Raw genomic sequence first — 23,306 nt, 5'->3', positions numbered from 1 at the left:
CGCCGGGCACCCCGGTAACGCAAAGGGCGCCGCATGAGCAGATTTCTTGTTCGGCGTCTGCTACAGGCCGTGGTCTCGATCCTCGGGGTCATGGCGTTGATCTTCTTCCTGCAACGCCTTTCGGGCGACCCGGTCCTGTTGCTGGTGTCAGAGGGCGCAAGCCAGCAGGCGATCGACGCCTTGCGCAGCAATCTGGGATTTGATCGGCCCATGCTGGTGCAGTTCGCGGATTACATGACCGATCTGGCGCGCCTTGACCTGGGTCAATCCGTTGTCCAGCAAGTGCCGGTCGCCGAGATCATCAAGTCTCGCCTGCCCTATACAATCTGGCTGGCAGGGGTCGCATTGCTGCTGGCACTTGGCATCGGGGCGCCGCTTGGCGTCTTCATGGCGATGCGGCGCAACCATCCGCTCAGCAAGCTGGGGATGGGCTTCGTGCTCGCGGGGCAAAGCCTGCCGACGTTCTGGAGCGGGGTCATCCTGATCCTGCTATTCGCCGTCACTCTGGGCTGGCTTCCCACATCCGGCGCGCGCGCGGCAGAGAGTGTCATCCTGCCGGCGTTCTGCCTTTCCCTGCTAAGCATGGCGACCTTTGCCCGCGTGACCCGCACTGCCGTTCTGGACGAGCTTTCCAAGCCCTATATCCGCGCCGCCCGCGCCAAGGGGCTGTCGCTTGGGCAGGCGGTGCGCCGCCACGCACTGCGCAATAGCGCGATCCCGGTGATCTCGATCGCCGCGCTGGAAATCGCGAACCTTCTGTCCGGCGCGGTCATCGTAGAGACAGTTTTCGCCTGGCCCGGCCTTGGTCAATTGACCATCCAGTCCATCGCCGCGCGTGATTTTCCGATCGTACAGGCCATCGTATTGCTTGGGGCTTTCGTGTCGATCCTTCTCAACCTCGCGGCCGACCTGCTGTACAGCGCGGTCGATCCCCGCATCCGGCTGGAGGGGCGGACGTGACCGGCTCCTCGCGCCTGCGCCGCTGGCTGCCGCCCCGGCTGTGGATCTTTGTCGCCATTCTTGCCGTGCTGGTGCTTGCCGCGCTGCTGGCGCCGCTGATCGCGCCGCAGAATCCCGAGGCGCAGAACCTGCTCGGCCGGCAAAGGCCGCCGGGGACAGAGCTGCGCGACATCACCTATCTGCTGGGCTCGGACGAGTTGGGCCGCGATCTGCTGTCGCGGCTGATCTATGGCGCGCGGGTCTCTTTGACGGTGGCGGCGCTGTCGGTGCTGGTCAGTGGAACGATCGGCACCGCGCTGGGCATGATCGCCGCCTGGCTGGGCGGGTGGATCGGCACGATCATCATGCGTCTGGTCGATATCGTCCTGTCGGTGCCCGCGATTCTGCTGGCGATCATCACCGTCGCGATCCTGGGGCCGGGCTTTATCAACGTCATCGCCGTGCTGGCATTCACCCGTTGGCCGCGCTACGCGCGCGTCGCCTATGGGCAGACGCTTGGCCTGATGAACTTGCCTTATGTGCGTCTGTCGCGCTTCATGGGCGCGTCGACGCCCCGTGTGCTGTTGCGCCATATCCTGCCCAATATCATCGGCCCGATCATGGTCGTCGTCACGCTGGAATTCGGCCTGATGGTCCTGTTCGAGGCGGGCCTGTCCTTCCTGGGCCTTGGCGTGCAGCCCCCCACGCCCAGTTGGGGCGCAATTCTGTCGACGGGGCGCAATTACGTCACTACTGCCTGGTGGATCGCCGTTTTCCCGGGCCTGTTCCTGTTTCTTCTGATCCTGTCGGTCAATGTCCTGGGCGATCACGTCCGCGATGTCGTCGAAGGCCGACGCTAAGCCACCCTTGAAAGGACCCGTCCCATGACCCGACCCTTGCCTTTGCCCGGCGCCGATTTCACAGGCAAGCGCGTTATCGTGACCGGGGCAGCGGGCATTTTCGGCCGCTGGATCGCCGAAGCGTTCGATGCCGCCGGGGCGACGCTTTTGCTGTCCGACCGCGATCAGGTCACAATGGCCGATGTCGCGGCCAGCCTGTCGCGCCCCGTGCTGTCACATGTGACGGAACTGACCGACGCCGCCTCGATCGACGATCTTGTCGCGATGGTGGGCCGCGAATGGGGCGCCGCTGATATCCTGATCAATAACGCGGCCGTTTATCCAAGCGGGTTCCTGCTGGATGTGGATGCCGGCGAATGGGATCGCATCTTCGACATCAACCTGCGCGCGCCATTCCTTCTGACGCGGGGGATCGCCACGCAGATGGTGCGGCAACAGGTGCAGGGCAATATCGTGATGATCTCTTCGGGTGCGTCGCGCAAGATGCGCACGACGGCAGCGCCCTATTCGATTTCCAAGACGGCGTTGGACCGCCTGACCAAGGGCTTTGCGGTGGAACTGGCGGAATACGGCATCCGCTGCAACGCGGTCGAGCCGGGCTTTGCCCCCGGCAGCACCAGCAGCCCGCTGCCGCAGGCGCATGTGAACGCAGTCACCGGCGCAATCCCGCTGGGCCGCGCCTCGCGCTATGAGGATGCACCGGCGGCAGTGATGTTCCTGGCCTCGGACGCGGCTTCTTATATCACCGGGGCGACGCTGTCGGTCGATGGCGGCGGATCCGCAGGCACAATCCTTGTGCATCAGGACAAGAAAAGGGCATTGTGATGGATCGTCCGCGTTATATCTGGCCCGAGGGCAAACGGTCGGCAGCCTGCTTCAGCGTCGATGTCGATGCCGAGGCGCCCTATCTCTGGACCCATCGCGCTGGCCTGCCGCCGCATCTGGGTCAGTTGGAACAACGCCGCTTCGGCCCGCGCGAGGGGATCTGGCGCATTCTGGACATGCTTGACAGGGTGGGGATCAAAGGCAGCTTCTACGTCCCCTCGGTCGTGGCCGAACTTCACCCCGAACTGCTGCCCGCCCTATGCGAACGCGGCCATGAAATCGGGCTGCATGGTCACCTGCACGAATTGGTGGCCGAGATAACGGATGATCAGTTCCAGGCCGCGCTGGACCGGTCGCTGGAGGTTTTCAAGGCACAGACCGGCATGGTTCCCTGCGGATTCCGCTCGCCCGCGTGGGAGATGACGCCCGCAATGATCGCTGCCCTGAAGAGTCGCGGGCTGCGCTATGACAGTTCGCTGATGGGCTATGACCATCCCTACGAGATCGGCGGCCTTGTGCAGGTGCCGGTGCAATGGCAGATCGACGACGCGATCTATTTCAAATTTCAGGGCGGCGGTGCAGATCGCTGGCCGCCCGAACCCGCCCGGGCAGTCGAGGCCGGATGGCGCGACGAATTCGAGGCCGGGCGCGATTTCTGCCAGTTGTTCACGATCACCGTGCATCCCTGGGTCTCGGGTCGGGCACAGCGGGTCGCGATGCTGGAACGCGTGCTGACCCATATCGCGGCGCAGGACGATGTCTGGTTCGCCACCGCCTCCCGGATCGCAGAGTGGCACCTGACCGCAAATGCCGGGCGGTTTGTCGTGGAAACCGGGCTGGATACTTTGGCGGCACGTCTGGATCGGGAGGCGGGCGCATGACCTCGACCTGGGAACCCGGCAAGGTCATGGCCGAGGGCCGTGGCGGCATGGTTGCGGCCCAGCATCAGGTCGCCGCGCGGGCGGGCGCCGATGTGCTGGCGCGCGGCGGAAATGCGATGGACGCGGCGGTCACCACAGCGCTGGTCCTGTCCGTGGTGGAACCCTGGCTTAGCGGGATCGGCGGCGGTGGTTTTCTGATCTGGCGCGACGGGCAGGACGGTTCGGCCCGCAGCCTGGATTTCTCGATGATCTCGCCGCGCTCGCTGCGCCCCGAAGACTATCCGCTGGTCCCCGGCCATGACGACGACTGGTTCAGTTGGCCGCAGGTACAGGGGCAGAAGAATCTGATCGGGGTGCATTCGATCTGCGTACCGGGTGCCGTCGCAGGACTGGCCGAAGCCCTGCAGTCCCATGGCACAATCTCTTGGGCCGATGCCCTGGCGCCTGCCATCGCCGAGGCCGACAAGGGGCTGGCCGTGGATTGGTTCACGGCGCTTTGCCTGGCCATCGATGCGGGGAATTTGCTGACCGATGCAATGTCGACCCGGATCTTCATGCCCGACGGTCATGCGCCCTCACTTGGCGAGGGGCGCGGCCCGCGCCGCCTGCCACTGACCGAAAAGGCCGCGACCCTGCGCCGCCTTGCGCAAGCAGGGCCGCAGGATTTCTACGAGGGCCAGATCGCCCGGGACCTGATCGCCGACATGCAAGCGCTGGGCGGCAGCATGACGGCCGAGGATCTGGCGTCGTATCGTCCGCGATGGGGTACGCCTCTGCGGCGGGCCTGGGCCGGTGGCACGGTATTGGCGATGCCCGGTCTGTCGGGTGGCCCGGCGCTGCTGGATGTTCTGGCGCAATTGGAGGAAGCGGCGGGGTCTGAACCGCAAGCGGCGGATTACGCAGCCTTTGCCGATGCGATCCGCAGCGCTTATGCCCGGCGATTGACGCAGATGGGGCACGCGAAGGGCGCTATCGATCCGGGCTGCACAACGCATTTGTCAGTGATCGACGCACAGGGCAACGCCGTATCGCTGACCAACACGCTGCTGTCACGTTTCGGGTCAAAGGTGACCTCTGCGCGTACCGGGATGCTGCTTAACAACGGCATGATGTGGTTCGATCCGCGGCCCGGCACGCCGAATGCTCTGGCGCCGGGTGCGCAGCCCTTGGCCAATATGTGTCCTGTTCTGGCCGAAACGGCAGAGGGTGGATTGCTGGCCATCGGCGCTGCAGGTGGTCGCCAGATCATGCCGGCGCTGGCGCAGCTTCTGGCCTTTCGCATGCGGCACGGCATGGATCTGGGGCGGGCCCTGTCGCATCCCCGGCTGGACGCGTCCGAGCCACGCATTCGCATTGATCGCCGCGCACCCGAGCAATCTGCCGGCCTTATCGCGCGCAACCACGATGTCGAGGTGGTGGATGACGTGCTCTACCCCGTTCAGTTCGCGGTCCCAAGCGCGGTCGAGCGTCGTCCCGACGGCCGCCTTCAGGGCATGGTCCACCCCAACCACCCGTGGTCGGCCGCCGTTGCCGCCGATATGGATGCGCCATGATGTCGGTGCCCCGGGAAACGCAAGCCCAGACCCCCGTGCTGTCTTGCACCGATCTGCGCATCGAGATCGGCGGCAACCCGGTGGTGGACGGCACCTCGTTATCCATCGCGGCGGGCGAGACGCTGGCTCTTGTCGGCGAATCCGGTTGTGGCAAAAGCATGACCGCGCTTGGCCTGATCCGCCTGCTGCCTGACGCGGCGCATCTGTCTGGCGGCCAGATCAGCCTGCAGGGCGAGCGGATCGACCAGCTTTCCGAGCGGCAGATGAATCGTCTGCGCGGAAACCGCCTGGCCATGATCTTTCAGGAGCCGGTGGCGTCCCTTGATCCGCTGATGCCGGTCGGTCGCCAGATCGCCGAGGCGCTCTCGCGAAACGATACGCTGACATCGACAGAGGTCAGGACGCGCGTTCTGGACATGCTGACCCGGGTCGGCATCGACCGCCCCGAGATACGCGCCCGCCAATATCCGTTCCAGTTGTCGGGCGGCATGTGTCAGCGTGTCATGATCGCCATGGCGATGATCCGCCAGCCGATCCTGCTGATCGCGGACGAACCCACCACCGCGCTGGATGTGACGATCCAGAAGCAGATCCTTGAGCTGATGGCCGATCTGCGCAGGGAAACCGGCAGCGCCGTATTGCTGATCACTCACGATATGGGCGTGGTATCGGAAAGCGCGAACCGGGTAGCGGTCATGTATGCCGGCCGCATCGTAGAAACCGGCAGTGTGGCGCAGGTGTTCGCCCGGCCAGGACATCCCTACACTGCGATGTTGTTGCGCACGATCCCGCGCCTTGATGGGCCGCGCAAGCAGGCGCTGCCCGCCATCGCCGGGGCGGTTCCCGATATCCGGGACTGGCCCAGCGGCTGCCGCTTTCATCCCCGCTGTCCGCTGGCGACCGATCATTGCCGCGCAAAGGCGCCGCCTCTGGCTTCGGTCGGCGTCAGCCACGAGACAGCCTGCTGGCATCATGACCGCGTCGCAACGGAGCTGACATGAGCACTCCCATCGTCTCGGTCCACGAACTCAAGGTGCATTTTCCGATCCGCAGCGGAATCATGGGCCGGGTGACCGATCATGTGCGCGCGGTGGACGGTGTCAGCTTCGACCTGATGCCGGGCAAGACCGTGGCGATCGTGGGTGAATCGGGCAGCGGAAAGTCCACCACCGGCTATGCGGTGATGGGCATGCAGGAACCGACCGAGGGGCAGATCCTGATTGACGGCCACGACCGCGCCCGGATGTCGCGATCCGAACGAATGGCGACGATGCGCCGGTTGCAGATCGTGTTTCAGGACCCGGTCTCGGCACTGAACCCGCGCATGTCGGCTGCCGACAGCATTGCAGAGCCGTTGCAGATCCACGGCGTCGGCACCGCGCGCGATCGTCGTATCCGGGTGCAGAAGCTTCTGGATCTGGTGGGGTTGCCGCGTTCGGCCGGGGGCAAGCTTCCGCGTGAATTCTCGGGCGGGCAGAAACAGCGCATCGTCATCGCCCGCGCCCTCGCACTGGATCCGCAGGCCGTCATCTGTGACGAGGCGGTATCCGCGCTGGATGTCTCGATCCAGTCCCAGATCCTGAACCTGTTCCTGGATCTGCAATCCGAGCTTGGTCTGGCTTACATCTTCATCTCTCATGACTTGTCCGTCGTGCGGCATATTGCGGATGACATTCTGGTGATGCGGGCCGGAAAAGTGGTGGAGCAGGGCCCGACCGATGACATTTTCAGCACGCCCCGGCACGAATATACACGGCAATTGCTGGCCGCCGTGCCAAGGCTGTGACATCATTTTTCAGAATCGAACCCACAAATTTCTGACGTTTCCCCGGCTGTTTTCCGATCTTCCTCGCTTCCCAATGTCGGAGAGCCTGCGCGATCCTGCGGCCTCATAATTGGGGCGGGCAGAGACCAGATATCGTCAGTTCACAGGACGATCCGCCGACAGCCTTTGGCACGGGCGAAACGGCTGACTGCGGGGGCCTGGCTCAGGTGAAATCCGAAGCGCCTTATCCGGCCATCAGCCCGGCACGGCCCTGCTTCCAATATGCGGCGGCGAGCGTCTGATCGCGACCCAGTCCAAGTTCGGACCGCCAGAATCGGCGGATCGTCAGAGCGCGCCCGGCCTCCGCCGCGAACCAGCCAAAGCTGTCGGTCCGGTCGGGCCAGCCTTCCGCCATGATCCGGCCGGCCAGTTTCTCGCCCGGCGCGATATTCGGGTCGCGCAACAGCCAATCGACGCGGATACCGGTGCGGTTGTCGATCGGCTGGCATTCATCGGCAGAGGTGATTTCGACAAAGGCGGTGCCGGTCACCGCCGGGGGAAGGGTCTCAAGCAGCCGCGCCAGTGCGGGCAGGCCGGATTCATCCGCTCCCATGATGAAATGCTGTGCATCGGAATTCAGTGGCCGGCCAAGTGGGCCGATCATGCCGACCGGATCACCGGGCTGCGCGTTCCGTGCCCAGGACGCGCCTGGCCCGTTGCTGTCATGCATGAGCATGTCGATATCGACCCAGCCCGCGGCGGCATTCATTCGCCGGATCGTGTAAACGCGGGGCAGGGGTCTGCGATCAGGATCGGGCCAGCATGCCAGCCCATCGGTTCCGGCCACCGGCCAGACCGGGACCGGAACCGCATCCGAAGGCAGAAGCAAGCGCACATGCATGTTGCCGAAGGCGGCGAAACGATCCAACCCTTCACCGCTCAGACGGATACGGCGCAAATGCGGGGTCAGATTGCCCGCCGAGATCACCCGCATCAGCCTGAAGGAATCCAGCCGCCGGTCGTCCGCGCGGTCGCCTTGCCACCGGATCTGCGGAGCATCGGTCTTGGCATAAAGCTTGAAGGCGGTGGCCATCAGATCCTTCAGCCGCGCCAACCCGTCGGGATCGGGGGCGCCGCCGCGCAAGCTGACCTGCCGCCCGTCCACGACGATCTCTGCCCAGCCAAAAGCATAGCGCAGCCGTGTCACTCCGGGCGCGGCGGGTTCGGGTTGTGCCTGAAAGCTGGCCAGCCTGTCGGTAATGGCGGCGATATAGCCGCCATTATTCGGCAGGGTCAGTTCGGCGTGGCAAATCAGCTCGGTCATCGATTGACTTTCTGTTTCTTAACCGCCCAGGCGTTTCGTGAAGGCGACGCGGACGGTGCGGCCCCGGCCCTGATCGACATCCGAACTTGTGGACCAGCCCGACTGAGCGTCGGTATATGCCTTGTCGAACAGGTTATCGATTCCGAAATCGATGCGTAAATCGTCGGTCTCGCGCCAGGTGGCAAAGAGATTGACCAGATCGACCTTGGGATAAAAAGTCTCGGAAACCGAGGTGACCCGCGTCACATCGCCAAGATGCTGATATTCGACGCCATATTCCATCCGGTCGCCAAATGCGCGCAGACCCAGCCGCGCGGTTACGCTGTCCAGCGGCGTATCCGACAGGGTCAGCCCCTTGTTCTCGCCATCGACCATTCGCGCATTGACGAAGGATGCACCCAGATCGACATAGCCGCGACCGAAATCGTAATTGCCCTCGATTTCGATCCCGTCCAGCTTCGCCTTGCCGACATTGTCATAGCGGGTGACACCGTTCACAAGCGTCGTGTCGATGTAATCCTCGACATCCGAACGGAAGGCCGTAACCTTCGCGCGCAGATAATCGCCCTCCATGAACAGGCCATCGCGCTGGATATTCGCGCCGATCTCCCAGCTTTTGGCGGTTTCGGGGCGCAGAAGCAGATTGGGCTCATAGCCGCTGCCATGCGAGCCGTTCTTGCGGAAGACTTCTTGCAGATGCGGCGCGCGATAGCCTTCGGAATAGGATGCGAACAATTGCACCCCCGGCGTGACTTCGGCCCCCAGAGACAGGCGTGGCGACCAGCGGTTGCCGCTAAGCGAAACGTCGCGTTCGGGCGCGTTTTCGGTTTCCTTGCTGCGCCCCTGAAGTTCGTAGCTGTCATAGCGCAGCGAGGCGATCACCTCGAAAATATGGCGCTTGCCCTGCCATTGCAGCCATGTTCCCCACAGTTCCTGACGGCCCGCGCCGAAATGATCGGCATCGGAGCTGCCTTTGATCAGGTTGTAATCGACACCGGCCGACAGGGTCTGGTCCCAGCCCCCGGCCGAGAACCGTGACGAGTTCTGCGCCGAAAGCCCATTGCTGATAACCTTGTAGAACCGTTGCTCGCCGATGCTGTCTTCGGGCCAGACCTGATGTTGCCGGTTGTCGGTGCCGACATGATAGGCTTTGACCTCCAGATCGATCAGGTCATTTTCCTCGGGGTCGAAATTATAGGACAGGCTCAGCGTGTCGGTGGTGGTATCCGCGTTGTAACGGCTGAGCGTCGATGAGGTCGATCCGCTGGACCCCGAGATGACATCGTCATTCTTCTGGCGCATTGCGGTGAATTTCAGTTCATGCCCGGCCAAAGGCCGCCAGTTCAGCTTGGCGATCCCCGAGCTCAGTCTTTCGCCCGTCCAGCGCACTTCGTCGCCATTGCCGTCCTTGTAGGGATCACTGTCGCGATAGTTGAATGAAGCAAGCGCATCGATATCCGCACCCAGACGCGCGGCGGCGGTCGTCGTGGTTCCCCAACCCTCGCCATTCGAGCCATAGCGCAGACGCTGTGTCAGGCTCCAGCGTTCATCGTCAAGCAGCAGATCCGAGGCGTCCTTGGTTTCGAACGCCACGACTCCGCCGATCCCGCCCGAGCCATAGCTGTTCGAGCTTGGTCCGCGGATGACCGTGACCTGCTTGAGCAGGTCGGGATCGATATAGAACGAGCCCGAACCATGTCCGACACGCCAGAAATCCTGTCTTGCGCCATCCACCGTTACCACGACGCGGCCCATCTGCTGCAAGCCGCGAATATTGACCGCGACCGAGCTGTCATCCCCGCTGGGCGTCGCGGCCACGCCCGGTATGCGACGCAGGATCTCGGCGGCGCCTGCCGGTTGCTGCCGCGACAGTTCTTCGCCGTTGACGGTGCTGATGCCGGCCAATGCCTCGATGGCGCTGCCTTCGACCCGCGTATCCAGAGTGGTCAGGGTAATGGGGTTCAGGACCAGCGGTTGCGCGCCCGTGATCTGCTGGGCAGCGGCGTGGCCGATAGCGATGAATGAAAGAGAAGAACCCAGAAGCAAGGTGCGGACTGACAGGCGAAACATGCGCGAAATCCCTTCCATCCGGCATTCGTGCGATACGACCGGATGGCATTGATTATTCTGATTGTCGGCTTGCTGGATAAATCGCTTGCTGGTTGTAAGCGGATTAGCGATGCCGACTATTATAGTCAAGTAATCGAGGCGGGTTCCGAGGCTTGTGGGGATTCATATCGATGGGTGCCAAGTTGCGGAGGCAGCCCGACCGGCTTATGGCGCCGGCCAAAGCATGAGATCAGAAGCAAGCGATAACAGGAAGGGATGCTTATCGAGCGCCCCCTTTCTTATTGCCGAAGAGCCTCAAATCCGCGCGGTTGATTATTCGATATTGACATGTAAAACGTTCGTTCTACAGTGTGAATATGAGTGATACAGCCACCGAAATAGCCCGTCGCCTGAGCGGAAGTTTCGCGAAATCGGGATTTGCCGCGCCCAGTGTCGATGATCTGCGAAATGCGGCGCAGGTTTCGCTGCGCACGCTTTACAAATATTATCCGAGCCGGGAAGCCATGGTTGTCGGCGCCCTGAAATATCGCCATGACCTCTATCTCGAATGGATTGCGGGCGGCGCCAAGGACGGGCAGGGGCACGTGCTCCACATCTTCGAACGGCTTGGGGAATGGTTCGGACAGGGTGGCACGAATGGCTGTCTGTTCCTGAACGCGCTAGCGGCCCATCCGGACAACCGGGAGGTGCGCGAGGTTGTTGCCGAACACAAGAACCACATCAAGGACGAGTTTCTCCGGCGTTTGGCACGGATCGCACCGGATAGGAAAAACGACGATCTCGCCGAGGCATTGTTCCTTGTCCACGAAGGGCAAACCGAGGCGGCAATGACCCGCGATGCGGGTGAGGCGACCCGTGCCGCGCTGCATGCGGCAAAGACACTTCTGACCAGAGAGGGAATTCCAACATGATTCCGGAAAGGATGCATGCCGTGCAACTGGCCGGTCACGGCGGCCTGGATCAGCTTGTCTATCGTGACGATGTTCCGGTGCCCCAACCGGGGGAAGGGCAGGTTCTGATCCGGGTCGCGGCGGCGGGCATGAACAATACCGATATCAACACCCGCATCGGCTGGTACTCCAAAATGGTGAATGCCGACACCGAAACGGGCGGGGCAAGCGGGTTTCAGAGCGTTAACGACGACGATGCCAGCTGGTCCGGCATCCCACTTGAGTTCCCGCGCATTCAGGGGGCCGATGTCTGCGGCCATATCGTCGCGGTGGGGAAGGCTGTCGATCCGGCGCGCATAGGCGAGCGGGTGCTGGTCCAGACCATGCAGCCCCTGCGCGAGGTCGGGCCATTCCACTGCATTACCTATGGCTCGGAATGCGACGGCGGTTTCGCGCAATTCGCGGTGGCGCATTCGGAATTCACCCATAAGGTCGATTGCGATTGGACCGATGCCGAGCTGGCCTCGATCCCCTGCGCTTACTCGACGGCCGAGAACATGCTGCACCGGGTTCTGCTCGGACCCGAGCGGGTGCTGATCACCGGCGCGTCGGGCGGGGTTGGTTCTGCCGCGGTGCAACTTGCCAAGCGGCGCGGAGCCACGGTCACGGCTGTTGCGTCAAAGGCCAAGGCGGGCGAGGTGGCCGCGCTTGGGGCGGACCGGGTCCTTGATCGTAATGATGACTTTGTGAAAGTGCTAGGACGGGAAACGGTGGATGTCGTCGTCGATCTTGTAGGCGGGGCGCAATGGCCCGGCCTGCTGGATATTCTCTGCCGTGGTGGCCGTTATATCACTGCCGGCGCGATTGCCGGGCCGATGACCGAACTGGACCTGCGGACGCTGTATCTCAAGGACCTGACCCTGTTCGGTTCGACCTGGCAGGACGACTGCGTTTTCCCGGATCTGGTGTCCTATATCGAGAATGACGAGATCCGGCCGCTCGTGGCACGGACCTATCCACTGAAAGACATCGCCACGGCGCAGGAGGATTTTCTGGCCAAGAAACATACCGGAAAGCTGGTGCTGGTGCCGCCGGATGTCGCTACGCGATGATCATACTTTCCCAAGGCGAGATGCCGGTTACCTGAAGAGATGCATATGAAAATCGCCAGAATAGACCTCTATACCGTCGAGCTTCCCTATTCCGGGGGTGTTTACCGGCTGTCCTCGGGCCGGACATATACCGGCTTCGACGCCTCCATCGTCTGCGTCACCAGCGATACCGGGCTGGAGGGCTGGGGCGAATCCACGCCCTTTGGCTCGACCTATATCGCGGCCCATGGCGCCGGGGCCCGCGCCGGCATCGCCGAGATCGCCCCGCATCTTCTGGGCCGCGATCCCCGTGCGGTGGACCGTATCAACGACGCGATGGACGAGGCGCTTGTGGGCCACAACCACGCCAAGGCCGCCATCGACATCGCCTGCTGGGACCTGTTCGGGAAATCCGTGGAAATGCCCGTTTGCGAATTGCTCGGCGGCAGCACCGGCCAGCCGCTGCCCACGATCTCGTCGATCTATGCGGGCATGCCCGATGACATGCGCGCACGCGTGGCCGAGCAACGCGCCCGGGGCTATATGGGGCATTCGATCAAGATCGGCGCCAGCGAGGCCGAAGGCGGCCCGCAACTGGACGCCGAACGCATCGCTGCAAGCTTGGCCGACCGGCAGCCGGGAGAGTTTTTCCTTGTGGACGCCAATGGGGGGCTGACACCCGAAACGGCGCTGCGGATGCTGCGACTGTTGCCCGGGGGACTCGACTTTGTGCTGGAGGCGCCCTGCGCTTCGTGGCGCGAGACGGAAAGCCTGCGGGCGCGGTGCAATGTGCCGATCATGATCGACGAACTGGCCCAGCAGGACGCGGATATCGCGATGATCGCCGCCGGGGATCTGGCCGATGGGATCGGGCTGAAGATCTCCAAGGCGGGCGGGTTGACCCATGCGCGCCGTCACCGTGACATCTGCCGTGCGGCGGGCCTGACCATGACGGTGCAGGACACCGTAGGCTCTGCCATCGCCTTTGCGGGCATCATCCACATGGGCGCGACCGTGCCGAAGCCGCTGCTTCGCTGCGTGCTCGATACCCGCGATATGGTCACGGTCGAGACCGCCGATCTCGACGCACCGGTCAAAGACAGTGGCGTATTGCCGCCCCTCGCGCCGGGGCTGGGGATTGATGTGAAACGGGAGGTGCTGGGCGATCCGATCGCGACCTGGGCCGTCTGATCGGCCGCTGATGATCAACTGCCTCGAGAAAGGTATTCGCCACCAGATTGACGGTCGGGATGCTTCCAGAGGTTCTTCTTTGGCACCAAGGTAGCTTATGCGTTTGCAAGCCCATTCGGAAATGCCCTGATATAACCAAAACGACCATAAAACGATCACAGCTTTCCGTCAGGCGCCCCGTCCTGCTCTGGCGGGGCAATATGATCATTTTACGGCTCAGCCATATGCCGCCGGGAATGCCTGCTTATCCTGTCCGGTTGAGCGAAACTGCAATTCAGCTGTTTTTGCCATATTTCGTGACGACTGGCCCGCCGCCGAAGCAAGACCCGGAACACGAATAGCTGATTCCCGGTGGTGATTTCGGCATCATTCCCGACGTTTTCAGACAAGCACCGATTCGACCGGGCGGGCAGGATCGGGGGTATACCCACGTTTTCGAAGGTACAGTGCCATGATGCCGAATATCGACCTGCTTTTACTTCTGGATGCCCGGCGTCCTTTGCATTCCTTGCCGCAGCCCTTCTACAATGATCCTGACATCTACCAAAGCGATCTGGCGCATATCTGGTATCGTGAATGGATCTTTGGCGCGGCTTCGGCCGAGCTTCCCAAGTCCGGCAGCTATGTCACCGTGCAACTTGGCGACTACTCGGTCATCATCGTCCGGGGCGCAGACAAGATCATCCGCGCTTTCCACAACTCCTGCCGTCACCGCGGCAGCCGGATTTGCACCGCACATAGCGGTACGGCGCCGAAACTCGTCTGTCCCTATCACCAATGGACTTACGAATTGGACGGCCGTCTGCTCTGGGCGCGCGACATGGGACCGGATTTCAACCCGGCAGATCACGGGCTGGGTGCGGTGCATTGCCGCGAGATTCAGGGGATGGTCTATATCTGCCTTGCCGATCAGGCGCCGGACACATCCCTGCTGGAGGCGAAGGCGGCGGAATACATGACGCCGCATGACACTCCCAATCTGAAGGTTGCCCATCAGTCCCGGATCGTCGAGCAGGGCAACTGGAAGCTGGTGATGGAGAACAACCGCGAATGCTATCACTGCAGCAGCAATCACCCTGAATTGTGCATTACCTTTCCCGAAGACCCCAGTTTGATTCTGGAGGTTGAGGAGGGAGAAACGAATATCGGTACCGAACATATCAAGCGCTGCGAGGCTGCCGGTTTGCCGTCGAAATTTCTGATGGATCCGGAAGAGCAGTGGCGCTTCGTCCGTATGCCCTTTCTGGGCAATGCCGTCAGCTATACGATGGACGGCAAGCCCGCCTGCGCCAAACGGGTCGGAACGGTGCCTTTCAACGACGCGGGCGCGTTGCTGTATTTCCACTATCCGAACAGCTGGAACCATTTCCTGTCGGACAAGGTCATCACCTTCCGGATGATGCCGATCGGCCCGCAGGAAACCGAGGTCACGACGACCTGGCTGGTCCACAAGGATGCGGTCGAGGGCGTGGATTACGATGTCGAGCGCCTGACGAAAGTCTGGATCGCCACCAATGACGAAGATCGCCGGATCGTCGAGGAAAACCAGCGGGGTGTGAATACGCCCGGATACAGACCGGGGCCGTATAGCCCGATTCACGAAATCGGCGTGAACCAGTTCGTCGACTGGTATTGTAACCGGATGCGTGATCGTCTGACAGGGCAGGCGGCGATTGCTGCGGAGTGAGCGCGGATGATCCCGATGCCGAACGAGCAGACGCCGCCGTGGAACGACAGCGAGCCGCTGGAATGCGTCATGGTCATCCCCGAGGCTCCGGATGTGAAAACCTTCTCTTTCCGGCCGCCTTCCGGGGCAAGGTTCAGCTACAAGGCGGGGCAGTTCGTCACGCTGGACCTGCCCGTGCCCGGCGGGAATGTGCAGCGGACTTATACGATCTCGTCCTCTCCGGTTTCCAGTTCCTACATTACGGTGACGGTCAAGGCACAGCCCGGCTCGGTCGGGACACGCTGGATGCTGGATCATTTGCAGCCGGGGATGCGCCTGAAAATCTATGGTCCGAAAGGCTTTTTCTACCTGAAGGATCAGGGTGACGGGAAATATCTGTTCATTTCGGCGGGCTCTGGCGTCACGCCGATGATGTCCATGACGACGACGCTGTACGAACGGGGCGAAGATCCCGATATCTGCTTTATCCAATGCGCCCGTCGCCCCGCTGACCTGATTTTCCGGCGCAGGCTTGAAAACATGGCAAGCCGTGTTACCGGGCTGCAATTGCATTTCGTGGTCGAACAATCCGACGCTTACGATGTCTGGACCGGTTATCGCGGCATCCTGAACCAGGTAATGCTTGGGGCAATGTGCGCCGATTACCTTGACCGCGAGGTCTATTGCTGTGGGCCCGAGCCGTTCATGAACGCGGTGCGCGACATCCTGCATTCGCTCGGCCACGACATGGAGCGCTATTATCAGGAATCCTTCGCCGCACCTGCCAATGATCCGTCGGCACTGATCGAATTCCCGGATCATGTGCCCAGCGAAACCGAAAGCGCCGAGGTCAGCTTTACGGCAACCGGCCTGTCGGGCGCCTGCGCCGGGACCGACACCGTTCTGACCGTTGCCCGCGCCACGGGCCTGCCGATCCCGGTCGGCTGCGGCATGGGACTTTGCGGCACCTGCAAAGTGCTGAAAACCAGTGGCGAGGTCCACATGGTCCATAACGGCGGTATCACCGATGACGAGATCGAAGAGGGCTATATTCTTGCCTGCTGCTCGCATCCCATCGGGCGCGTCGAGATCGACGCCTGACGATGGCTCCGGCGGCCCGACCGGCGGAGCAGTTTTCATTTGAAACCGTTGGGGGCCAGCCGCCCCGATTGCGAGGTGTCATGCGGATTGCGGAAATTCACGTCTATTCTCATCAATTGCCGGTTGTCGGCGGTCCGTTTCGCATCGCCACTTCGGTCGTCGAAACCCTTGATACGACGCTGGTGAAATGCGTGGCCGATAATGGTCTGGTCGGGTGGGGCGAAACCTGCCCCGTCGGCCCGACCTATCAACCCCATCACGCCACGGGCGCGCGCGCCGCTCTGGCCGAAATCGCGCCGGGTCTGATCGGTGCGCCCGCATTGCAGCCGGTGATCCTGCGGCGGCGGATGGATGCGAGGCTGAACGGGCACAATTATGCCAAGGCGGCTGTCGATATCGCCATATACGATCTGATGGGCAGGCATTATGGCGCCCGCGTGGCCGATCTTCTGGGCGGTGCTGCGACAGAGCATGTGCCCTCTTATTACTCCTTTGGCGTCGGAGAGCCCGACGAGGTGGCGCGACTTGCCGCAGAAAAAGCGGCCGAAGGCTATCCGCGTTTGCAGATCAAGATCGGCGGCCGTCCGGTCGAAACCGACATAGAGGTTGTGCGCAAGGTCTGGGAACGGGTCGGTCGCAAGGTGCGGCTGGCTGTGGATGGCAACCGCTCTCTGACCACCGGTGACTGCTTGCGGATCAGCCGGGAATGTCCGGAGATTCCCTTTATCCTCGAGCAGCCCTGCAATACCCTCGAGGAAATTGCCTCCATCCGCAGGCAGTTGCAGCACGGTGTTTACATCGATGAGCGGGGGGTTGATCTTTCAACGGTGCTGAGCGTTATCGGACAGGGGCTGTGCGATGGCTTCGGCATGAAACTGACGCGGATCGGCGGGTTGCAACAGATGGCCGCTTTCCGCGATATCTGCGAGGCGCGCTCGATGCCGCATACATGCGACGATGCGTGGGGTGGCGATATCATCGCCGCCGCCTGCACCCATATCGGCGCGACGGTTCTGCCGGGATTGAACGAAGGTGTCTGGATCGCGGCACCTTATATCGACACCCATTACGACTCCGAAAACGGCATTGCCATCCGGGAGGGTCACATCGTGCTGCCGGACGGGCCGGGTCTTGGCGTGACGCCGGACGAGACGCTGTTCGGCGATCCTGTCATGTCCTTCGGAGGCGGCAATTGATAAAACGTTTTGACGGTAAGACCGTTCTGCTGACCGGGGCGAGGGGCGGGATCGGTGCCGCATTACTGACGGCATTCCGGGACGAGGGCGCACGCGTCGCCGCCGCCGACCGTGATCTTGATGGAGTCGAGACCGATCTGTGCCTGCCCGGCGATCTTCTGGATCCGGGCTATGCCGATACCCTTCCTTCCGCCGTTCGGGATGCGCTTGGCGGGCTGGATATCGTGGTGAACAATGCGGGCGTCATAACGCGGGGAACCGTCACTGAAACTTCAGACGACGACTGGTCACTGTCGCTTGGCGTGAATGTCGAGGCACCTTTCCGCATTTGCCGCGCCGCCATTCCGTTGATGGCAGAGGCGGGCGGGGGCGCAATCGTCAATATCGCCTCTTGCTGGGGTTTGCGCCCCGGCCCGAAACATGCGGTCTACTGCATGACCAAGGCCGCGCTTGCCGCCCTGACGCAATGCATGGGGATGGATCATGCGGGGCAGGGCATCCGTGTCAACGCGGTCTGCCCGAACGAGGTCAACACGCCAATGCTGCGCAGCGGTTTCGCCCGGCGCGGCTTTGAGCCCGACTCGGCGGTTGCAGAGCTTGGAAAAACAGTGCCCATCGGCCGGATAGCGGAACCCGAAGATATCGTTCAGGTCGTGCTGTTCCTGGCTTCCGACGCGGCATCCTATCTGTGCGGTTCGCTTGTCGAGGTAAACGGAGGAAAGCCCGTAGGATGACTGATTTTTCCGGTAAAGTCGTATTGGTAACAGGTGGTCGTAGCGGCATCGGTCTTGCGACGGCCCGCAAGCTGCGTGACGGCGGGGCCGAGGTCTTTACCGCGCAGCGCGGCGAGGCGCCGGGTTTCCCCAGCATCAGGGCCGATTTCACCGATCCGGCTTGCGCGGCGGCGGTAGTGAATGAAGTTGTCGGGCGTGGCGGGCGGTTGGACATTTTGGTCAACAATGCCGGAATGATGAAGGAAGCCGAGGTTGATGAAATGTCGTTTGACGACTGGCAGCGGACATTGACGGTCAACCTGACAATGCCTTTCCTGCTGATCGGCGCGGCGCGGGGGCATCTGCGGAAGACCGGGGGCAGCATCGTCAATATCGGCTCGATCGAGGGGCTGGGATCCAATCCCCGCCATGCGGCCTATTGTGCCTCGAAGGCCGGGTTGCACGGCCTGACCCGCGCCGTCGCCGTGGATTTCGGCACTGACGGGATCCGCTGCAATGCTGTGGCTCCGGGCTGGATCGACACGGATCTCAACAACGATTTCATTGCCGGAATGGATGATCCAGCCAGTTTTCGCGAACGGCTTGCCCATATCCACCCCGTCGGCCGTACGGGCCGCCCGGAAGAGGTCGCGGCGCTTGTCGCCTGGCTGGCCTCGGATCAGGCCGGGTTCGTTACCGGTCAGATCTGGACCGTGGACGGAGGACGGATGGCGAAACTGAGCCTGCCCTGAGCGGACAGCTTATTCCTTCGCCGCGAGCCATTCGCGCCATTTCAGATAAACATTGGCGCCGATCCGGGCGAGGGGTTCGGGCGGAAGTCTGGTCGGCTCGGCCTCGGCGATGAAATGCCGCGTTATCTCGGATTCATGCCCGGATGCCAGTTCCGCCGCGCCAATCCCGGTCAATGTGCCGCGAGTCGTTCCCAGGCCGTTCTGACAACAGGCGGAAAACAGCCCGGGTTCGAGTTCGCGCATGACCGAAACGCCGTTCCTGCTAAGGCACAGATGCCCAGCCCATTGGTATTCCGTGCCAATATCGTGCAATTGCGGATAGCGGTCCAGAAACTTGCGTCGGTGGATCTCTGCGGCTCTGCTGACAGCGGTCGCACTGACCTGCATCCCAGGTTCGAACAGGGCGCAGGTCCGGGTGATGATCCGGTTGCCGCCTTGCGGGCCATCGATCCGGCGCATGGTCGTGCCCATCGGGTCAGAGGGTGTGATGCCCCACCGCGCTGCGCCGCCCAGCCGTGCCAGTGCATCGGAGTCCAGATCCGGCGTCATCGAGGCGAACAGAAAGACATGCATCAGCCGCCCGCGTGCAAAGCCAAAGCTCTCCAGATGCCCGTTATTCGCCAGGATAAGCTTTGCCGCCGTGATTTGGCCGTTGGGCGTGTGAAGGCACCAATCCGGGCCGGTCCGCCCGATCTGAACCACCGGCGAATTTTCGAAAACGCTTACGCCTTCCCGGCGTAAACCCGCGCCAAACCCGCGTATATATCCGGCGGGTTGGATCAAAACCGTTCCCGGCGTGAACAATCCCGAGCGATAGTGGCGGCTGCCCGTCAGGCGGAACATCTCTTCGTCGTCCAGCATCCGCGCGCTTTCGCCCAGCTTTTCCAGATGCGCCGCATAGCTGCGGTTATGGGCGTCGGCTTTCCCGCTGACCGCGCCATTCACCTTGCCGCAGGGATCAAAGAAAGCCGGATCGATGCCATATTCCTCTATCGCCTCACGGGCGAAGGAGATTGCCTGCCGGTTCAACCGGATCACGGTGTGGTCATCGCCGCTGCCGGAATAATCCTTCGACGACAAGTCATGTGGCAAATCGATCATGAAGCCGGAATTGCGCCCCGAGGCTCCCTCGGCCAGCCGTCCGGCATCCAGCACGGCAATGCGTGCTTGCGGGTTCAGCTGGCGCAGGCGGCGGGCTGCCGACAATCCTGCAAAACCCGCGCCGATCACGGCGAAATCCACGGTCAGCCTGCCTGCAAGAGATACGGGTGCAGGCTGGCCCGGCAGGATCGCACTCCATGCAGCGGGGCCGCGATGAAGGGGAAGTCTTCTGGCGCGTCTCGCGCTCAAATGACGGCCTCGTCCAGATCGTCGGTCAGATCGATCCAGATCGTCTTGATCCGGGTATATTGGTCATGCGCCTGTATCCCGTTGTCGCGCCCGCCGAAGCCCGAGGCGCGATAGCCGCCGAAAGGAGTCGTGATATCGCCTTCGCCAAAGCTGTTCACGGTCACGGTTCCGGCGCGGATGGCACGCGCGCCACGCAGGGCACGTTTGACATTGCCGGTGAAGATCGAGGCGGCCAGTCCGTATTCGGTGTCATTGGCAAGCGCGATAGCTTCCTCCATGTTCCCGACGGTCAGGACCGACAGGACCGGGCCAAAGATTTCCTCGCGCACAGGGGCGGCGTCGCGGTCCGTGATATCCAGAATGGTCGGCGGTACAAACCCGTCTTTGACCTCGCCTCCCATCAGGATCTCGTGGCCCATTTCCAGATAGCTGCGGACCTTGTCGAAATGCGCCTGACTGACCAGGGCACCCACCCGGTTTTCCGGGTCCAGCGGATCGCCCATCGGCCATTCGCGGGCATGGGCGAGGATGCGGGTCAGCAGCTCTTCCTTCACTCCTGTCTGTACGATCAGCCGTGACGAGGCCGAGCAGTTCTCGCCCATGTTCCAGAACGCGCCATTGACGATATGCGCCGCCACGCGGTCAAGGTTTTCGGCATCATCCAGCACAATCGCCGGGTTCTTGCCGCCGCATTCCAGCGTGATCTCCTTGAGGTTGGACTCGGCGGCATAGCGCAGGAAGCGCCGCCCGGTCTCGGTCGAGCCGGTGAAGGACACCGCATCCACATCCATATGCCGCCCCAAAGGCTCTCCCACCTCGGGGCCTGTGCCGGTCACGACGTTGAGCACACCGCGCGGCACCCCCGCCTCATGCGCCAGTTCGGCCATGCGGAGCGCGGTCAGCGAGGTTTCCTCTGCCGGTTTCACGATCACCGAGCAGCCGGCAGCAAGCGCCGGGCCGATCTTCCATGCCAGCATCAGAAGCGGGAAATTCCACGGCAGCACCAGACCGACCACACCGACCGGTTCGCGCAGGATCATGGCGATATGGTTGTCCGAGGCCGGCGAGACCTGATCATAAATCTTGTCGATCAATTCCGCGTGCCAGATCAGGCAGTTGATCGTTTCTGGCAGGTCCACGGTTTCGCAATCATAGATGGTCTTGCCGCTGTCGAGGCTTTCCATCACAGCGAGTTCGTGGATGTTGCGTTTCATCAGCTTGGCCAGCCGAATCAGCACTTCCTTCCGCTCGGACGGATGCAACCGGGACCAGCGGCCGTCCTCGAATGCGTCCCGGGCTTTTTCGACCGCGAAATCCACATCCTCTCTGCCGCAAGCCGCGATCTGAGCCAGCACCGCGCCTGTCGCCGGGTTGATGGTGTCGAATGTCGCGCCGGATTTTGCCGGGCGGAAACTGCCATCGACAAAGCTGTTCACGGGCAGGCTCAGCCCTTTCGCAATCGCCTGATATTCGCTTTTGGTCAAAATATCCGACATCTCAATTCTCCGCTTCGATACTGGCAATTGTTTGTTTGAGGACGCGCACGACCTGCTCAAGTTGGCGCTTGTCATCCTTGTTCAGCGGTTTCAGCGGAGGGCGCGGAGCTCCGGCGTGCTGACCGTTCATCTCGCAACCATGCTTGATGCACTGGATGAACTTGCCGCCCTGTTCCAGCACCCGCATCAACGGCATCAGTGCAGACATGATCCGGCGGCCCTTGTCGAAATTGCCATCCATGGCACAGGCGCGGTACAGCGCCAGATGCTCGGCCGGCAGGAAGTTCGAGCCGCCGCAGACCCAGCTGCGGGCACCCCATGCAAAGAATTCCAGGGCCTGATCGTCCATCCCGCAGGACATCCGGATATGCGGATAGTCGCGGGCCAGAAGATGCACGCGATTGATATCGCCCGAGCTTTCCTTGATCGCGCAGATGTTCCGGCTGCGGGACACGCGGTCAAGAAACTCTTCGCCCATGTTGATGCCCATCCGGCCCGGATAATTGTACAGCATCACCGGTAAATTCGCCGCCCGGTCGATGGCCAGCGTATGCACGGCGTTTTCACGCTCGGTCGGGACCGCATAGGGGGGCGAGCCGATCAGCACCGCGTCCGCGCCGATCCGTGCGGCGGTTTCGGCCATGGCGATCGAATCCTCAAGCCGGATCGCGACGGTGCCGACGATCAGCGGCACCCGGTCGCCGATGATTTCCTTGGCAAACAATGCCAGATCCATCCGGTCCTGTATCGACTGGGCGTAATATTCGCCGGTCGAACCGCCATTGATGATGCCGTGTACGCCCGCATCGATCAGATATTCGATCATGGCCGCGAATGCGTCCCGGTCGATCTTGCCCCTTTCGGTATAGGGCGTGATGACCGGCGTATAGATACCTTCGAACTTCATTATGTTCCCTTCTTGCCTGTCTCGTCCCGGACAGGACCGAGTGGGATGTCCATGCCGGGCGGCGTGACAAATGACTCCATTTCAGAGCGCGACAGCTCCCAATGCTCGATTGCTAATCCTGCCGCGCCGTCCGCATCGCCGGCCTCTATCAACTCAATGAACTGGTCGTGCTGATCGGCCGCAACGCGTCGTTGTTCGGCGGTTCGCGGATTATTCGATTCGTAGAAAGTCATGCCGATCCGCGTATGGTCGATCAGCAATCGCCGCAGGCTGGGCGTCAGATACTCGTTCGCCGCCATATCGCCGATGATCGCGTGAAAACGTTCGTTCTTGATTGCGCGCTCTGCCGTATCCCCGTCACGAATCGCGGCCCGGAACAGAAGCTGTGTGTCCTTAAGCTGCATGATCTGGGCGCGGGTGGCGTGCAGCGCCGCCAGACGGCTGACGGCAGCATAGATCATCGGCGCGGCCATGAAGAAATTGCGCATCGTCCGGTGGGTCATCGGTGCGACCTGCGTGCCGCGCCGCTCGTTCAGAACGACATAGCCTTCACCTGCAAGTTGGCTGAGGATTTCACGCAGCGGAGGCCGCGATATTTCGTATTCCTCGGACAGGATCGTCTCATCCAGATAGGCGCCCGGAGCCAGCGATTCGGTCAGGATTCGCCGTTTGAGATCCTCGATGCAGTGCGACTTTCTGGATTTGCCCATCTTCCTGCTCTCCTCCATGGAATCCA

Annotated in this window: 21 protein-coding genes; 15 read left to right on the top strand and 6 right to left on the bottom strand. The window is 62.2% G+C overall.

What is annotated here, in order from left to right:
* Positions 1-33 precede the first annotated feature (33 nt).
* From Q0601_RS07500 to Q0601_RS07470, 7 genes are read left to right on the top strand one after another with little or no spacing between them, the layout of a single operon-like run.
* Complete coding sequence (locus tag Q0601_RS07500) at positions 34-960, top strand: ABC transporter permease (RefSeq protein ID WP_305288753.1); 927 nt, start codon at positions 34-36, stop codon at positions 958-960.
* Complete coding sequence (locus Q0601_RS07495; protein WP_305288751.1) at positions 957-1,799, top strand: ABC transporter permease; 843 nt, start codon at positions 957-959, stop codon at positions 1,797-1,799. The genes Q0601_RS07500 and Q0601_RS07495 overlap by 4 nt, the downstream gene beginning before the upstream one ends.
* A gap of 24 nt (positions 1,800-1,823) precedes the next feature.
* Positions 1,824-2,624 (top strand): SDR family NAD(P)-dependent oxidoreductase, encoded by an 801-nt coding sequence (locus Q0601_RS07490; RefSeq protein ID WP_305288749.1) that lies wholly within the window; start codon positions 1,824-1,826, stop codon positions 2,622-2,624.
* Positions 2,624-3,505, top strand: a complete 882-nt coding sequence (locus Q0601_RS07485) for a polysaccharide deacetylase family protein (RefSeq protein ID WP_305288747.1) — start codon at positions 2,624-2,626, stop codon at positions 3,503-3,505. Before Q0601_RS07490 ends, Q0601_RS07485 begins: the two co-directional genes overlap by 1 nt.
* Complete coding sequence (locus Q0601_RS07480; protein WP_305288745.1) at positions 3,502-5,058, top strand: gamma-glutamyltransferase family protein; 1,557 nt, start codon at positions 3,502-3,504, stop codon at positions 5,056-5,058. The genes Q0601_RS07485 and Q0601_RS07480 overlap by 4 nt, the downstream gene beginning before the upstream one ends.
* Complete coding sequence (locus Q0601_RS07475) at positions 5,055-6,059, top strand: ABC transporter ATP-binding protein (RefSeq protein WP_305288743.1); 1,005 nt, start codon at positions 5,055-5,057, stop codon at positions 6,057-6,059. The genes Q0601_RS07480 and Q0601_RS07475 overlap by 4 nt, the downstream gene beginning before the upstream one ends.
* Complete coding sequence (locus Q0601_RS07470; protein ID WP_305288741.1) at positions 6,056-6,844, top strand: ATP-binding cassette domain-containing protein; 789 nt, start codon at positions 6,056-6,058, stop codon at positions 6,842-6,844. The genes Q0601_RS07475 and Q0601_RS07470 overlap by 4 nt, the downstream gene beginning before the upstream one ends.
* Before the next feature lie 223 nt (positions 6,845-7,067).
* On the opposite strand, the gene Q0601_RS07465 is transcribed toward Q0601_RS07470, so the two are convergent.
* Together Q0601_RS07465 and Q0601_RS07460 are read right to left on the bottom strand one after the other, a co-directional pair.
* On the bottom strand, positions 7,068-8,147 hold the full coding sequence (locus tag Q0601_RS07465) for a siderophore-interacting protein (protein ID WP_305288739.1): 1,080 nt from the start codon (positions 8,145-8,147) through the stop codon (positions 7,068-7,070).
* Positions 8,148-8,165: 18 nt separating this feature from the next.
* Positions 8,166-10,217, bottom strand: a complete 2,052-nt coding sequence (locus tag Q0601_RS07460; RefSeq protein WP_305288737.1) for a TonB-dependent hemoglobin/transferrin/lactoferrin family receptor — start codon at positions 10,215-10,217, stop codon at positions 8,166-8,168.
* Positions 10,218-10,573: 356 nt separating this feature from the next.
* Between Q0601_RS07460 and Q0601_RS07455 the strand changes: the two genes are divergently transcribed.
* The 8 genes from Q0601_RS07455 (at position 10,574) to Q0601_RS07420 (ending at position 18,817) form a co-directional block, all read left to right on the top strand.
* Positions 10,574-11,128: a TetR/AcrR family transcriptional regulator gene (locus tag Q0601_RS07455; protein ID WP_305288735.1), complete on the top strand. Its 555-nt coding sequence runs from the start codon at positions 10,574-10,576 to the stop codon at positions 11,126-11,128.
* Positions 11,125-12,219: an alcohol dehydrogenase family protein gene (locus Q0601_RS07450; protein WP_305288733.1), complete on the top strand. Its 1,095-nt coding sequence runs from the start codon at positions 11,125-11,127 to the stop codon at positions 12,217-12,219. The genes Q0601_RS07455 and Q0601_RS07450 overlap by 4 nt, the downstream gene beginning before the upstream one ends.
* A gap of 45 nt (positions 12,220-12,264) precedes the next feature.
* Positions 12,265-13,389 (top strand): mandelate racemase/muconate lactonizing enzyme family protein, encoded by a 1,125-nt coding sequence (locus Q0601_RS07445; RefSeq protein ID WP_305288730.1) that lies wholly within the window; start codon positions 12,265-12,267, stop codon positions 13,387-13,389.
* Positions 13,390-13,840: 451 nt separating this feature from the next.
* The gene (locus Q0601_RS07440) at positions 13,841-15,076 is read left to right on the top strand and encodes an aromatic ring-hydroxylating oxygenase subunit alpha (protein WP_305288728.1); all 1,236 of its coding nucleotides are present in this window, start codon (positions 13,841-13,843) and stop codon (positions 15,074-15,076) included.
* A 15-nt stretch (positions 15,077-15,091) separates the two neighbouring features.
* Positions 15,092-16,156 (top strand): FAD-binding oxidoreductase, encoded by a 1,065-nt coding sequence (locus Q0601_RS07435; RefSeq protein WP_305288726.1) that lies wholly within the window; start codon positions 15,092-15,094, stop codon positions 16,154-16,156.
* Positions 16,157-16,236: 80 nt separating this feature from the next.
* Positions 16,237-17,352: a mandelate racemase/muconate lactonizing enzyme family protein gene (locus Q0601_RS07430; RefSeq protein ID WP_305288724.1), complete on the top strand. Its 1,116-nt coding sequence runs from the start codon at positions 16,237-16,239 to the stop codon at positions 17,350-17,352.
* The gene (locus Q0601_RS07425) at positions 17,352-18,086 is read left to right on the top strand and encodes an SDR family NAD(P)-dependent oxidoreductase (RefSeq protein ID WP_305288775.1); all 735 of its coding nucleotides are present in this window, start codon (positions 17,352-17,354) and stop codon (positions 18,084-18,086) included. The genes Q0601_RS07430 and Q0601_RS07425 overlap by 1 nt, the downstream gene beginning before the upstream one ends.
* A complete protein-coding gene (locus tag Q0601_RS07420) occupies positions 18,083-18,817 on the top strand; it encodes an SDR family NAD(P)-dependent oxidoreductase (protein ID WP_305288722.1) in 735 nt (244 codons plus the stop codon). The genes Q0601_RS07425 and Q0601_RS07420 overlap by 4 nt, the downstream gene beginning before the upstream one ends.
* A gap of 9 nt (positions 18,818-18,826) precedes the next feature.
* Here the strand turns inward: Q0601_RS07420 and Q0601_RS07415 are convergent, their stop codons facing one another.
* The 4 genes from Q0601_RS07415 to Q0601_RS07400 are packed head-to-tail and all read right to left on the bottom strand — an operon-like array spanning position 18,827 to position 23,280.
* Positions 18,827-20,167, bottom strand: a complete 1,341-nt coding sequence (locus tag Q0601_RS07415; protein ID WP_305288721.1) for an NAD(P)/FAD-dependent oxidoreductase — start codon at positions 20,165-20,167, stop codon at positions 18,827-18,829.
* A complete protein-coding gene (locus Q0601_RS07410) occupies positions 20,164-21,663 on the bottom strand; it encodes an aldehyde dehydrogenase (protein ID WP_305288717.1) in 1,500 nt (499 codons plus the stop codon). Before Q0601_RS07410 ends, Q0601_RS07415 begins: the two co-directional genes overlap by 4 nt.
* A 1-nt stretch (position 21,664) precedes the next feature.
* Positions 21,665-22,570: a dihydrodipicolinate synthase family protein gene (locus Q0601_RS07405; protein ID WP_305288715.1), complete on the bottom strand. Its 906-nt coding sequence runs from the start codon at positions 22,568-22,570 to the stop codon at positions 21,665-21,667.
* Positions 22,570-23,280: a GntR family transcriptional regulator gene (locus tag Q0601_RS07400; RefSeq protein ID WP_305288713.1), complete on the bottom strand. Its 711-nt coding sequence runs from the start codon at positions 23,278-23,280 to the stop codon at positions 22,570-22,572. Before Q0601_RS07400 ends, Q0601_RS07405 begins: the two co-directional genes overlap by 1 nt.
* Positions 23,281-23,306: the final 26 nt, after the last annotated feature.

The organism is Paracoccus wurundjeri (genome assembly GCF_030678915.1).
GTDB lineage: Bacteria > Pseudomonadota > Alphaproteobacteria > Rhodobacterales > Rhodobacteraceae > Paracoccus > Paracoccus onubensis_A.
This window is presented reverse-complemented; position numbering and strand designations above follow the sequence as displayed.

Coding starts and splice junctions, on each gene's coding strand:
- Q0601_RS07500 (WP_305288753.1), top strand. CDS start 34: ATGAGCAGATTTCTTGTTCGGCGTCTGCTACAGGCCGTGGTCTCGATC.
- Q0601_RS07490 (WP_305288749.1), top strand. CDS start 1,824: ATGACCCGACCCTTGCCTTTGCCCGGCGCCGATTTCACAGGCAAGCGC.
- Q0601_RS07485 (WP_305288747.1), top strand. CDS start 2,624: ATGGATCGTCCGCGTTATATCTGGCCCGAGGGCAAACGGTCGGCAGCC.
- Q0601_RS07480 (WP_305288745.1), top strand. CDS start 3,502: ATGACCTCGACCTGGGAACCCGGCAAGGTCATGGCCGAGGGCCGTGGC.
- Q0601_RS07475 (WP_305288743.1), top strand. CDS start 5,055: ATGATGTCGGTGCCCCGGGAAACGCAAGCCCAGACCCCCGTGCTGTCT.
- Q0601_RS07470 (WP_305288741.1), top strand. CDS start 6,056: ATGAGCACTCCCATCGTCTCGGTCCACGAACTCAAGGTGCATTTTCCG.
- Q0601_RS07465 (WP_305288739.1), bottom strand. CDS start 8,147: ATGACCGAGCTGATTTGCCACGCCGAACTGACCCTGCCGAATAATGGC.
- Q0601_RS07460 (WP_305288737.1), bottom strand. CDS start 10,217: ATGTTTCGCCTGTCAGTCCGCACCTTGCTTCTGGGTTCTTCTCTTTCA.
- Q0601_RS07455 (WP_305288735.1), top strand. CDS start 10,574: ATGAGTGATACAGCCACCGAAATAGCCCGTCGCCTGAGCGGAAGTTTC.
- Q0601_RS07450 (WP_305288733.1), top strand. CDS start 11,125: ATGATTCCGGAAAGGATGCATGCCGTGCAACTGGCCGGTCACGGCGGC.
- Q0601_RS07445 (WP_305288730.1), top strand. CDS start 12,265: ATGAAAATCGCCAGAATAGACCTCTATACCGTCGAGCTTCCCTATTCC.
- Q0601_RS07440 (WP_305288728.1), top strand. CDS start 13,841: ATGATGCCGAATATCGACCTGCTTTTACTTCTGGATGCCCGGCGTCCT.
- Q0601_RS07435 (WP_305288726.1), top strand. CDS start 15,092: ATGCCGAACGAGCAGACGCCGCCGTGGAACGACAGCGAGCCGCTGGAA.
- Q0601_RS07430 (WP_305288724.1), top strand. CDS start 16,237: ATGCGGATTGCGGAAATTCACGTCTATTCTCATCAATTGCCGGTTGTC.
- Q0601_RS07420 (WP_305288722.1), top strand. CDS start 18,083: ATGACTGATTTTTCCGGTAAAGTCGTATTGGTAACAGGTGGTCGTAGC.
- Q0601_RS07410 (WP_305288717.1), bottom strand. CDS start 21,663: ATGTCGGATATTTTGACCAAAAGCGAATATCAGGCGATTGCGAAAGGG.
- Q0601_RS07405 (WP_305288715.1), bottom strand. CDS start 22,570: ATGAAGTTCGAAGGTATCTATACGCCGGTCATCACGCCCTATACCGAA.
- Q0601_RS07400 (WP_305288713.1), bottom strand. CDS start 23,280: ATGGGCAAATCCAGAAAGTCGCACTGCATCGAGGATCTCAAACGGCGA.